10 protein-coding genes and 2 pseudogenes are annotated in these 10438 nt (G+C 63.7%); 10 read left to right on the top strand and 2 right to left on the bottom strand.

Annotated features, from left to right (window positions below; translation table 11 throughout):
• A pseudogene (locus MLGJGCBP_RS54250) lies at positions 1-83 on the bottom strand (IS5/IS1182 family transposase); the annotation flags it as partial.
• Positions 84-110: 27 nt separating this feature from the next.
• Here MLGJGCBP_RS54250 and MLGJGCBP_RS10520 point away from each other — a divergent pair.
• The 5 genes from MLGJGCBP_RS10520 to MLGJGCBP_RS10505 all read left to right on the top strand — a co-directional run bounded on the left by MLGJGCBP_RS10520 (position 111) and on the right by MLGJGCBP_RS10505 (position 3111).
• The gene (locus tag MLGJGCBP_RS10520) at positions 111-668 is read left to right on the top strand and encodes a cytosine permease (protein ID WP_442972088.1); all 558 of its coding nucleotides are present in this window, start codon (positions 111-113) and stop codon (positions 666-668) included.
• 42 nt (positions 669-710) lie between these two features.
• The gene (locus tag MLGJGCBP_RS10515; protein WP_160095365.1) at positions 711-938 is read left to right on the top strand and encodes a hypothetical protein; all 228 of its coding nucleotides are present in this window, start codon (positions 711-713) and stop codon (positions 936-938) included.
• An 87-nt stretch (positions 939-1025) separates the two neighbouring features.
• Complete coding sequence (locus MLGJGCBP_RS51630; protein WP_328799455.1) at positions 1026-1769, top strand: amidohydrolase family protein; 744 nt, start codon at positions 1026-1028, stop codon at positions 1767-1769.
• Entirely contained in the window at positions 1652-2368 is a 717-nt protein-coding gene (locus MLGJGCBP_RS10510; protein WP_236581021.1) for an amidohydrolase family protein, read from the top strand. The genes MLGJGCBP_RS51630 and MLGJGCBP_RS10510 overlap by 118 nt, the downstream gene beginning before the upstream one ends.
• Positions 2369-2370: 2 nt before the next feature.
• Positions 2371-3111 (top strand): aspartate/glutamate racemase family protein, encoded by a 741-nt coding sequence (locus MLGJGCBP_RS10505; RefSeq protein WP_160095363.1) that lies wholly within the window; start codon positions 2371-2373, stop codon positions 3109-3111.
• A gap of 46 nt (positions 3112-3157) precedes the next feature.
• On the opposite strand, the gene MLGJGCBP_RS10500 is transcribed toward MLGJGCBP_RS10505, so the two are convergent.
• A complete protein-coding gene (locus MLGJGCBP_RS10500; protein WP_160095361.1) occupies positions 3158-4540 on the bottom strand; it encodes an amidohydrolase family protein in 1383 nt (460 codons plus the stop codon).
• A 169-nt stretch (positions 4541-4709) separates the two neighbouring features.
• Between MLGJGCBP_RS10500 and MLGJGCBP_RS10495 the strand changes: the two genes are divergently transcribed.
• From MLGJGCBP_RS10495 to MLGJGCBP_RS10475, 5 genes and pseudogenes are all read left to right on the top strand, one after another.
• Positions 4710-6293: an NCS1 family nucleobase:cation symporter-1 gene (locus MLGJGCBP_RS10495; RefSeq protein WP_160095359.1), complete on the top strand. Its 1584-nt coding sequence runs from the start codon at positions 4710-4712 to the stop codon at positions 6291-6293.
• An 800-nt stretch (positions 6294-7093) separates the two neighbouring features.
• Positions 7094-8333, top strand: a pseudogene (locus MLGJGCBP_RS10490) (IS110 family transposase).
• Positions 8334-8701: 368 nt separating this feature from the next.
• Positions 8702-8869, top strand: a complete 168-nt coding sequence (locus MLGJGCBP_RS10485) for a hypothetical protein (RefSeq protein WP_160095357.1) — start codon at positions 8702-8704, stop codon at positions 8867-8869.
• Complete coding sequence (locus tag MLGJGCBP_RS54245; RefSeq protein WP_160095367.1) at positions 8870-9493, top strand: PAS domain-containing protein; 624 nt, start codon at positions 8870-8872, stop codon at positions 9491-9493.
• Between the two features lie 197 nt (positions 9494-9690).
• Positions 9691-10437, top strand: coding sequence for an Lsr2 family DNA-binding protein (locus MLGJGCBP_RS10475; protein WP_160095355.1), 747 nt, complete (start codon positions 9691-9693; stop codon positions 10435-10437).
• The last annotated feature ends 1 nt before the right edge of the window (position 10438 follow it).

Raw genomic sequence — 10438 nt, 5'->3', positions numbered from 1 at the left:
ACTGGGCCCGGTCAGCGAGCCCCCCTTTTTGCCCGGACGCTTGCCGCGTCCAGGATTGCTGCCGTCCAGTCGAGTTCTACACGTCCGCCGGCGATTTCCTCCTCACCGGCATGCTGCCGGGCATCGCACTGTTCATTTCGGCGAGCTGGGCGACGATGGTGCTCAACCTCCCGGACATCACCCGCTATGCGCGATCGAATCGGGCGCAGATGACCGGCCTCTTCTACGGACTCCCGCTGGCGACGCTCGTCTTCTACGCTATGGCGGCAATCGTGGTGTCCGGTACCCGGGCCGCGACCGGTGAACTGATCTGGAACCCTGCCGATGTCCTGGTCGCGATCAACAACCCGGTCGTGTCGATCATCGGCGCCATCTCCATCGCGGTCGCGACGATGTCGGTGAACCTCGCGGCGAACATCATTTCACCGGCATTCGACTTCACCAACCTCTTTCCGAAGTTCTTGACGTTCAAGCGAGCCGCGGTGTTGAGCATCATCGCAGGATTCGCGTTCATGCCATGGAAGCTGATGGAGAACCCGGACACGCTCTTCTCGGTGCTGAACAACGTCGGCGCTGTGATTGGACCGGCCACCGGCATCCTGATCGCCGATTACTACATCGTGCGCCGCGGACGACTGGACATCCCCGCGCTGTACCGTCGGGGGTAGCAGTACGAGGGCTACCGCGGCTACAACTGGTGGACGCTCGGAGTGCTGATCGTGATGTCCGCGTTCTGTGCTGCCGGCCAGTGGATTCCGGCTATCGGATGGGCCTATGACTACGCCGCAGTCCTGGGCATTGCCTTGGGTTTCGTGGGCTACTTCGCCATCCTGCCGTTCGCGCGACGGAGCTCCCTGCGATCGACGTTCGTGCCCAGTGGCACCCTGGGTGAGGAACTGGCCGAGCTCACGTCGGAACGATCGGAGTCACACGCATGACGGCACCAGCACCAGGTTCGAGGATCATCCTCAAGGGTGGGACCATCGTGTCCAGCGAGGGGGAGGTGCGAGCCGACCTCTTGATCGATGACGGGCGTATCGTGGCTCTCGATGCGGACCTCTCCGAGGTCGCCGGCGAGGCGATCGACGTGGGAGGCGATCGACGTGGGAGGCTGCCAACTCCTACCCGGTCTCGTCGACAGCCACACACATCTGGAAATGCCGACGATGGGCACGGTTACTGCGGATGACTTCGACTCCGGGACAGCGGCTGCGGCTGCGGGCGGAACCACCTCGATCGTCGACCTTGCGTTGCAAACCGAGGGGTCGCTGCTCACCGGGATCGACACCTGGACGGACAATGCGCGCAACAAGGCGCATGTCGACTACGGATTCCACGTTGCCATCACCGACGCGTCACCGCTGGCCATCACGGAGATGGCAGAGGCAGTTGCCCGCGGGGTGACGTCGTTCAAGGTGTTCATGGCGTTCAAGGGATCGTTCCTGGCCGACGACCAGCAACTGCTCGGCGTGCTCCGGCGCACGGGCGAGGTCGGAGGCTTGGTCCAGGTGCACGCCGAGAATGGCGATGCCATCGATCTGAACATCAACGACGCACTCGCTCGCGGCGAGACGTCGCCGAGCTCGCACGCAACGACACGACCCGACACCACGGAGAAGGAGGCGACTGCGCGGGCCATCCACCTCGCATCGTGGGCGAAGCGGCCGATCTTTGCGTCCACGTCTCGGCAGCATCGGCCGTCCGGGAAATCCAGTCGGCGCGATCCCGCGGACTGCCGGTCTACGGCGAAACATGCGTCCATTACCTGACTCTCACCGAAGAGGAGCTGTCGCGGCCCGGTTTCGATGGGGCGAAGTTCGTGTGCTCGCCCCCGCTACGGCACGGGCACGATCAGGAGGTGCTCTGGTCGGCTCTGCGACAGCAGGCGCTTCAGATCGTCACCACCGACCACTGTCCGTTCAATTTCTGCGGGCAGAAAGAGCTCGGCCGCGACGACTTCTCGAAGATTCCGAATGGACTGCCGACGATCGAGCATCGACTGCCCCTCTTGCATCAACATGGAGTCAGGACCGGTCGAATGACGATGTCGGAGCTGGTGACGGCAACGTCGACGGCACCGGCTCGAATGTTCGGTCTGACAACGAAGGGCCGGCTCGCGCCGGGCTTCGACGCAGATGTCGTTGTGTTCGACCCTGATGCCACGCTGGAGATTTCGGCGAAGAGTCACCACATGGCCGTGGGCTATACCCCCTTCGAAAGCTGGCGGTGTACAAGTGCGCCTGTCCGAGTATTGAGCAGGGGTGAGACCGTCTTCGACGGCGGCGAGGTACTGAGTTCGCCGGGGCGGGGTCGTTACCTTCACCGCTCCACTGGCCCGTTCCCCGCCGGCGAGATCGATCGACTGTAACCATGAAACTCAGAGTGTTACTGGTGAATCCGAACACGACGGCAGCGATGACGCGAATGATCGAGGATGCCACCCGCCGAGTGCCAGGTGTTGACGCGCTCGACATCACAGCGGTGAATCCGGAGGTCGGCCCCGCGGCGATCGAGACGGAGGCGGACGAGCAGGTGGCGGTTGAGTCGATGCTGGGATCGGCGCATCGGTGGGCCGCCGAGGTGGGTTTCGACACGGTGGTTGTGTCATGCTTCAGGGATCCCGGCGTGGACGAGTTGCGTGCGTTGACGGGGATACCTGTGCACGGAATCGCGTTCCACGCCATGCTCGCCGCCCAGGATGCGGGCGGTAGGTTCTCGATCGTGTGTGCAATGCCGAGTGCGGTCGAATTGATGATCGCACTGGCCGATCGCTACGGCTTTGGGGACGCGCTGGTCAGCGTTCGAGCGGTGGAAATGTCCGTGCTCGACATTGCACGCTCACCGGAGGCGGCCGCCGACGCGGTGCTGGAGACAGTTCGGCTCTGCGTCGACATCGATGGCGCTGAAGCTGCCTGTCTGGGCTGTGCCGCGATGAGCCCCCTGGCGGCGGCGTTGGATGTGATGTCGCCGATTCCGGTTATCGACAGTGTGGGCGCGGCCGTGGAGACGGTGTTGAAGTCGGTGGTTTCGACCGGCTGGGGCGGCGGTCACCCGGTCATCGCCAGGTTCGACGAAACATCACGCCGCCGCTTCGCTTGCACGCGTTCGTGATCGACGGGTTCGCCGAACCCACCTCCGGTGTACTCGTATTGCGAGCTCAGCTTGCACGCAAGGTTCCCGGCGCTCGCGGGATGTACTGACCATGGCCGAGGTCGCCGACGATATCACCGTCGTAGACGGTGATTCCGCGAGAAATCGTGCGAACCACGCGCCCTTGCAGTTCCCGACCGTGCCACGGTGAGTAGCCGGAACCTGAATGCAGCGCAGCTTCGTCGAGCGTGTACCGCTCGCGGGGGTCGAAAAGAGTTAGATCAGCGTCCATGCCGACCTGCAGGGACCCCTTTTTGGGTAGACCGAACAACCGTGCCGGATTGGTGGTGACTAGGCGCACCGCCGCTTCCACTGGCATTCCGCGGGAAACGCACAATTCTGTGTGCAACACCGGCCACAGCGTCTCGACGCCCGGGATACCGGGGGAGGAGCGCGTGAAGTCACTCGAATCGCCGCGCTGGGAGAGTGTGTACCCACAATGGTCGGAGCCCACGGTATCGATCTGACCGATGGTGGCGCGGCGCGCCATGTCGTCGGTATCTGCGCGTGAGCGCAGTGGTGGCGTCATGACGAAGCGGGCAGCGTCGGGGCTGCGGTACGCGCTGTGGTCCAGGCTGAGGTAGTGGGGGCAACTCTCGGAATAGGCCACGATTCCCTGCTCGCGTGCCTTGCGGACAAGTGCCACGCAGTCAGGATTGGTTAGATGGACGAAGTAGATTGGACAACCCGTTTCATGGCTGAAAACCAATCCCCTTGCAACGCCTTCGAGCTCAGCGATCGGTGGACGAGACTCTCCGTGCCAGGCGAACGTGCGTTTGCCATCCCGCAACAAATCGGCGGTTCGACCGGCCACGATGTCGTCGTTCTCCGCGTGCACCATGACGAGCATGCCAAGCGCTGCGGCGTGCTCCATGAGTGAAAGCCAATGATAGTCGCGGGTGTAGTAGTCGCTATCCCGGTATGTGGTGTACACCTTCACACTCGAGACGCCAGCGGCGATAAGTCGCGTCAGCTCTTCGGCCCAGTGTTCAGACGGCGTACCGAAAGACAGGTGGACCCCGTAATCGATGAGTGTGTGCCCATCGGCGGCGTAACGGTGACGGCGAAGTGCGTCAAGTAAGGATTCTCCAGCATCCTGCGGAGCAAAGTTGATATACGTGGTGACGCCGCCAGCCGCGGCCGACGCCGAGCCGACTGCGAAGTCGTCGAGCGATTCCATGTGCCCTCGGCTAATACCGAAGTGGGTGTGACAGTCGATGAGTCCCGGAAGTACGAGCAATCCGTCTGCCTCGACGAGGGTCTCGCACGGATCCTGCTTCAGAGCGGGGCCGATTTCGACAATCTTCCCGTCAGCGAGCCGAAGGTCGACCCGCCGGGGCGCGGCGTCGGACAGCACGGCATCGCCGCCCCTGACCAAGGTTGATGCCATCTGCATTCCTCCTTTTCAACCCTCTAAGTAAATTTCTCATGACATGGTTGACATCCTCCAAACCTAGAATGTTGTATGACAACTGTCAACTGATAGAAAGTTCTGCTGTGAAGCAGCAGTGCCCGCGAAGGCGACGCCGCGAGCGACCAGTGCAAGGGAGTGGCCGTATATGACGCTTGTAAACTCCGAGCAGGACGGGCGGGTGACGTTGACCCCTGCCGGGTACGCGGAGATCGCTTCGAGCCCGCTTTACAACGACGACCTGGGTCCCGTACCTCTCAAGGAGCGGACTTGGACGACATACAATTTTGCGGCGCTGTGGGTGGGCATGGCGCACTCGATACCCGTCTACATGCTCGCCGCTGGACTGGTTGCGCTCGGAATGGGCTGGCAGCAAGCGATCCTCACGATATTCATTGGAAACGTCGTTGTCTTGCTGCCCATCCTGGCGAACAGCCATTCGGGGACGAAGTTCGGGATTCCATTTCCCGTATACGCACGAGCCTCCTTTGGGGTGCTGGGTGCGAACTTCCCAGCCGTGCTGCGGGGACTTATCGCCTGCGGTTGGTTCGGTATCCAAACCTGGATCGGCGGCGAGGCAATCTACGTCGTCGCAGCTCAACTTTTCGGTGACGGCTGGAAGGACGCTGCCGACATTTCGGGACATCCGTGGACACTGTGGCTGAGCTTCGCTGTGTTCTGGGCGTTAAACATCGCCATCATCCTGCGCGGCATGACGGCCGTCCGACGATTCGAAAGCTGGGCGGCGCCGGCGGTCCTGGTGGTCGTTGTCCTTCTGCTGCTATGGATGCTCTTCCGCGCCCACGGCTTGGGGCCGCTGCTCGAAGAAGGTTCCGACTTGGGCTGGGGCGCGGACTTCTGGAAGGTCTTTTTTCCTTCGTTGATGGGAATGATCGCGTTCAACGCAACACTCAGTCTGAACATCCCGGACTTTACCCGGTACGGGGGTAGTCAACGGTCGCAGGTGCTAGGCCAAGCGGTGGCAATTCCGACGACCATGACCATTTTTCCCCTGATGGCCGTTATCATCACCTCGGGAAGCGTTGCAGTTTATGGAGTTCCGATCTGGGACCCTGTACAACTGATGGCGAAGTTCTCCAATCCGGTAGTGATCATCTTCGGGCTCCTCAGCCTCACGGTTGCCACTTTGTCGGTCAACGTTGCAGCGAACGTGGTCAGTCCCGCCAACGACTTCTCGAACGTCGCACCCACGTTGATCAGTTTCCGCACCGGAGGGATCATCACGGGTGTAATCGCGGTATTGATCCAACCGTGGCGCCTGCTCGAGAGCCCTGAGACTTATGTCATGACCTGGCTCGGTTCAACCGGGGGACTCCTCGGAGCGATTGGTGGTGTGTTGATCGCAGACTATTGGATCGTCCGAAGAGCAGACCTGGATTTACCGGGTCTCTACCGCCGTGGCGGGGCATACGAGTTTGCACGCGGGTGGAACTGGCGGGCAGTCGCTGCAACCATCGCCGCCGGCACCCTTTCCGTGGGCGGTGCCTACTCGAATCCCGGCCAGGGCCCTTTTCCCGTCGACGGTTTCCTTCCGTTCCTGAAGCCCTTGTACGACTATGGCTGGTTCGTTGGCATCCTCGGGGGCGCCTTCGGCTACGTGATACTCACTCGGCTCGTCCCGGCGCGGACCGTAGTTTGCCAACCGAATCCGGTATCGGTGAACCAACCGTCGGACCAACCCGATGCGGACCCGGAAGTTGTTACGACCTGAAGCCAGAGTGGATGGTTCGCGTACTCCTCCCCCTGTTGCCTCATGTCAAGATGCCCGCGAAGCCTGACTCGTTGACTCGGGCGGCGGGCGGCGCTTCCTCGACGGCAGTGTGCGCTTGCAAGCGCACACTGCCGACTCCAGCGGAGGAGGCTCACCGTCGAACAAGTGGTTGGTGGTGCCGGTTCCCGTGCGGTTCCCGATACCGGTCGCGAGGCCCTGGACGCGACGCTGGCGCCATCCCAGCCTCGATCGGTGCCTTCCGGGAGGGCCGGCGCTGCTCGCTCCGGGACTGCCCACCGCGGAGATGGCGTCGGCGCCGGCATTGGGCCTCGTGCAAAGGCAGAGTTGATCGAGGGCCGAGTGCATACCGGACGGCCGGCGGCGTGAAGCGCCTCGCTGTTCGGAGAAGCGGAGCGCGGGTCAGCCTGCCCGACCGGGCGAGGTCTGGTATTTCCCATTAGTTCGCGGCCGCTGCGCTCCGCCGTGGTGAGGGAAAATGCGGCGGTCGGTCAACCGTCCGTTCGTGCTTCGCCGGTGATCATCACGGTCGCAGTGTGGTGGGGTCGGTGCTGGTCGGGGGATACTTGCGGGGTGTTTCGGTCGACCTCGGATTCTCTATGGTGCCGGTGAGCCTGTGGATTAGTTTGGTGGCGGAGGGCACAGTTCGTCGTCCGCGGGAACCGTGGACTGTTGCCTTCGAGCACGAGTGTCAGAGTCCTGTTTTCTATCCCGCCCTCCCCGGAACACGCACCCATACAACCAGATACGTATTGGGCCTAGGCCCGGGATCGGTGGCGGTGATGGACGTGGTGCACTCGCGATGCGCGGGAATCGACATCTCCAAGAAGGACGCGAAGGTGTGCGTGCGGATCCAGGGCCGCGGCAACAGACGCACCTCGTCCACGGTGACGACGTGGGGCGCGATGACCAACCAGATCCTCGCCCTGCGCGAGCACCTACTCGAGCAGAAGGTCACCTGCGTGGTGATGGAAGCCACCAGCAACTACTGGCGCCCGTTCTACTACCTGCTCGAGGAACACCTCGAGGTGATGCTGGTCAACGCCCGTGACGTCAAGACCGTGCCCGGCCGCAAGAGCGATGTCTCCGATGCCGCCTGGCTGGCCGATCTCGGGGCGCACGGGTTGGTCAGGGCCTCGTTCGTGCCACCGGAACCGATTCGTGTGCTGCGCGATCTCACCCGCGCCCGCACCATGATCACCCACGAGCGGACCCGGGAGATCCAACGCCTCGAAAAGCTGCTCGAGGACACGGGGATCGAACTGTCTTCCGTCGCCACCGATATCACCGGGGTCTCCGGGCGGTTGATGCTCGAGGCGCTCATCGACGGCCGTAACGATTCGGTCCAACTGTCCCAGTTGGCCAAGGGACGACTGCGGTCGTAGATTCCGGTGTTGACCGAGGCCCTGACCGGGCACTTCAGCGCCCATCACGCGTTCGTGACCCGGCTGTTCCTCGACCGGATCGACGCCCACACCGCCGACATCGACAAGCTCTCGGCCCGCATCGACGAGGCCATGGCACTTTTTCGGCCGGCCCGGGACCTGCTGATCAGCATCCCGGGCTTCTCGACGACCGTCGCCGAGATATTCATCGCCGAGACCGGCGCTGACTAACGGGTGTTCCCACCCCCGGGCATCTGGCGTCGTGGGCGGGCACCGCACCGGGGTCCAACGAGTCGGCCGGTCGGGTGAAATCCACGAAGACCCGGCCCGGAAACCGGTATCTCAAGGGCGCCCTCGGTACTGCAGGGCCCTCCGTCTCCCGCTTTCAAGGAACCTATTTCTCGGCGAAGTTCCGGCGCATCGCCGCGCATCGGGGGCCGATGAAGGCAGTCGTGGCGGTGGAGCACGCGATGCTCGTCGCCGCCTGGAACATGCTCACCCACCGCGACTTCTACCGTGATCCCGGGGCCGATTACTTCACCCGGCGCGTCCCCACGAAGACCAGGGCCCGCGCCATCAGCCAGCTCGATCGCTGGGCTACCGCGTCATCCTCGAACCCGCCGTCGGCACCGCATAACCACACGCCGGACCAACCACCTCCACCACAACGATCGGCGGGTAACCGGGTCTGTCCTCACCAAATTGTGGTCACCATATTTTCGTATCAGTCGAGGTCGGCCAGGCATGCGCATCCGATGGAACGGGACGCGCAGGAGGTCCGGCGACGGCGCCGACTTCGGCGAGCATCGACTCGGCCCGGCCGGCGGCACCGAACGACAACTACTTCGCCGCACTCGCTCATCGCGAACGACCAGGGTTCGACGTATTGATGCAGCGGGCGCGGTGACGCACAAGTTGTCTTGTCCCTGGTCCCACCGGTTAGCACATTCGCCTCGCGGGTACACCGAAGCTGAGCAGTCTGCTGCGGCGAGAGGAGCACGTGTCGTGGACGAGCAATCGGTTCCCACCATGTCCTACTGCGGCCCGACGGGCGATCCGTTGTTCCTTCCGACGCTGCCGCGCAGCGTCTCTGCCGCTCCGGTCCGCGGCGAGGTACTCGAGGCACTGTTCACGATGTTGCCGCTACCGATGTGCGTCTTCGATCGGCGCTAACTGCTCATCGCCAATCCGGCGTCCGCCGCACTCGTCGGTTATCGCGTCGAGCAGCTCGTGGGTGATTACGAGTGGCTACTGTTGCCGTCCGATACTCCCCGGTGGCGGCGTTTCCTGCGGGACATGCACGGCGCCAAAGCCCCTCGGAGCACGTTCTTTCACCTCCGGCACCGCAGCGGGGACTGGTTATGGGCTCATGCCGCAGCAGCGGAGTTCACCGTCGGTGGCGCTCTTCTGATCGCGGTCACGTGGAAGGACTGCAGCACGGACCTCTGCGGACCCGCGGGCGATCTCCCCGGTCTGACGCGATGCCTGCGGGACCGGTATCGGACTACCTCTGACAGGTTCGGATCCGACAGAACGGTCGGTTCCCGCAGTTGTCAGGTGCATTCGCCGGGGGACAAGGTCAAGTACCTGGAGGTGGTGTACGATGTCGCGGCGACAGCCGACGTCGCCGTATCCAGCCTGACGTACGGGGACCACGTTCCAGTGAGCCTGGGGCTTCTCCGATGGGCCAGGTGGCTGCGGTCGGACCGCCGAGGCTCCGTAGTCAGACTTCGGTCGTGCCCGAATCCGGCGTCCGGTCAAGGACCCGGGAGCGGTGTAAGTGATCCGCTCCGGTGAAGCGGAGCGGGCGGCAGGTGCGTCGTCACATGCGTCCGAATGGGGCCTTCCAGCGTCGGTAACGGCCACTGCCGATGGGGTGCTGTGTGCTGATGATTAAGCGCACGCACCCGCCGGGAACGGTTCCACGACATATCTTGCTGCCCGCCGGCGTTGAGGTGCGCGGGTGACGGCTCGGCAACGGTGGGTGAGGGGCGATGAAAACCAGAGGTCAGTCGGTGGCGGCCGTCGGGGCGGGGTTTCTGCTTGGGCGGCGGACCGCGAAGCTCGCCGATTCTCCGGAGGTCGCCAAGCTCGTCGAGACTATTCGGGGCGAGCTGATGCCCGCCGCGAAAGCCGCGGCGGTCATCGCCGTCAACTCGCGCATCGATTCGCTGAACCGCCGGCTCGAGTCGGGCGCCGCGGACCCGGCGGCGGGTGCCAGGCGCAGGTCGGACGAGGTCCGCAACTTCCACGTCGTCGAGGCGGAAGAGTGCGAGGAAGAGCCCCCCGCGGGCGACGAGCCCGCAGAGGGCGAACAGAAGCGGGAAGACAGAAAGCTACCCGACAACGAAGGAGAGGAGCAGAACGAGGGGAAATTCGAGACCGATGAGAGTGACGAGGCCGCGCAGCCCGAGCAGGAAGAACCGCCAAGGCGCAGTCCGCGTACCCGACGGACCCGGGGCGCAAGCACGGCCAAGGAAATCCGGGAATGGGCCATTTCACAAGGCTACGAGATCTCCGCGCGCGGCCGCATACCCGCGAACATCGAGCAAGCTTTCCGCGAGGCTCACCGACCACCGGAGCGGATATCCACGCCGCGCGGCACATACGGCCGTCCGGCCACACCCGCGACCCGTGTTCCGGACCGCGGGTTCGAGGACTTGGCGGAGGATCGCCCGGACGTCCGAGCGATTGTGGCGACGTTAACCTCGGGCTTTCACGCTGGTCATGCCGGGGCATGAC

It is taken from the genome of Rhodococcus sp. T7, from assembly GCF_009872365.1.
Classification (GTDB): Bacteria; Actinomycetota; Actinomycetes; order Mycobacteriales; family Mycobacteriaceae; genus Rhodococcus_F.
Note: the sequence above shows the minus strand (reverse complement) of the source record. Positions and strands in the feature narration are given on the sequence as shown.

Excerpts from the sequence above, each read along its gene's own strand:
- MLGJGCBP_RS10495 (WP_160095359.1), top strand. The coding sequence starts at position 4,710 with ATGACGCTTGTAAACTCCGAGCAGGACGGGCGGGTGACGTTGACCCCT.
- MLGJGCBP_RS10500 (WP_160095361.1), bottom strand. The coding sequence starts at position 4,540 with ATGGCATCAACCTTGGTCAGGGGCGGCGATGCCGTGCTGTCCGACGCC.
- MLGJGCBP_RS10505 (WP_160095363.1), top strand. The coding sequence starts at position 2,371 with ATGAAACTCAGAGTGTTACTGGTGAATCCGAACACGACGGCAGCGATG.
- MLGJGCBP_RS10475 (WP_160095355.1), top strand. The coding sequence starts at position 9,691 with ATGAAAACCAGAGGTCAGTCGGTGGCGGCCGTCGGGGCGGGGTTTCTG.
- MLGJGCBP_RS10520 (WP_442972088.1), top strand. The coding sequence starts at position 111 with ATGCTGCCGGGCATCGCACTGTTCATTTCGGCGAGCTGGGCGACGATG.
- MLGJGCBP_RS51630 (WP_328799455.1), top strand. The coding sequence starts at position 1,026 with ATGACGGGCGTATCGTGGCTCTCGATGCGGACCTCTCCGAGGTCGCCG.